A 1,344-nucleotide genomic window follows, 5' to 3' on the forward strand; every position below is an offset into this window, starting at 1 on the left:
TGTTTTCTTTAGCACCACACGCGGGTAGCTGGGCCGCTTCCTCTTCGCGGGTAAAATCAACCTCTTGCCATTTTCCCTCAGTCGTTTTAAGTGCTGTGGGATCGCTCCTGGACTCCCTCTGTCGCTCCAACCAAACTCATCCTGGATTAAAAACAGGGCATTAATGAAACTTATCCTCTGTGGCTCAACTTTATGCTGTACTGCCATTGCGGCCATCTCTAGCCGAACAATATTGTAGGTCGTCAAGATCCCCCATAATTCTTGATACACCCCATCCTTCTTCTTACTGCGCAGGATAGGTTTATTTTCCAGTTGATATTGCTTCAGCTCGCCATAACCCCTCTCTATCTCCCATCGCTGCCAATACACCTTGAGCAAATCGTTCACTGGATAAGTGTTGGGGCATAGACATGACGTGATAAACCCTTTGATATCACCTTTGGGTGACGGAATAAGGATAAGGCGGGCTTGCCAGCTCTCCCCCAGATAAGGCGCTTGCTGTTTAGCTTGGGGTGATACCGGCATCTCAATCAGATGGTCATACTCTGAGAATGACTCGATAATTTGATAGCGGGTCTTAGACTTTATCGGGGTTAACCAATGGGTGTTTGCACCGCTTCCTTGCCAGCTGATGAGCAATTCGGCAGACATAAACCCACGGTCAAACAACGTGAGCGAATGCTCGGGAGCTGAGCCAACCAATTGCTGGGCATAGTGAATTTCACTGTGGGTAACAGGCCCGAAAGCCGCATCAGAAAGTAAGTGGCTACGCGTAGACATTAAGGTGACCGCCAGCACAGAGGGAAAAGAAGCCGTGCTTTGTGCAAAGCCAAAGTGATGGTTTTCTTCAGTGTTATGCGTCTTAAAATACGTCCCATCAACACTGAGCAATTTCAATCCCGCTATCTCATCAAATTCGCACTGTGTTTCCCACTGTGCAGCGGTTGTTTTGAACAGATAACGCATGGGCTCTGAACCCAACTTTTCTTTGGCTTTGATGATGCTACTGGTCGCCAGTGGCGGGAGCTCCCCCTTGGCGTCGGGAAACGCCAGTGAGAGCGTATCACAGACTTGCTGAATCGAGCGATTACGCATCAAACCAATGCCTAGAACCAACCAAACCGCTTGCTCTGCAGGGAAACGGCGGGTTCGAAGCGATGCCCTGCCAGTTTGTTGCACAGCCTCAGTCACCCAATCCATGGGAACATGTTTGGCGAATACATCAATATCCTGCGATTGGCAAAATTCCGCAGTAACGAGTAGCTCTTTAGAAAATTCAGACATAAAAAATCAGCCGCAACTTAGGTTGCGGCTGATTATGAAGCCCTTGAAAGATCGTTCAAC

1 protein-coding gene is annotated in these 1,344 nt (G+C 48.7%); it reads right to left on the reverse strand.

All coding sequences use genetic code 11. The features are described 5' to 3' along the window. Nucleotides 1-1,284, reverse strand: a 1,284-nt coding sequence (locus tag Q4Q49_RS22085) for an IS4 family transposase (protein WP_312000455.1), incomplete at its 3' end; no start/stop codon positions are given. Nucleotides 1,285-1,344: the final 60 nt, after the last annotated feature.

The organism is Shewanella sp. SP1S1-7, assembly GCF_031932105.1.
Taxonomy (GTDB): domain Bacteria; phylum Pseudomonadota; class Gammaproteobacteria; order Enterobacterales; family Shewanellaceae; genus Shewanella; species Shewanella baltica.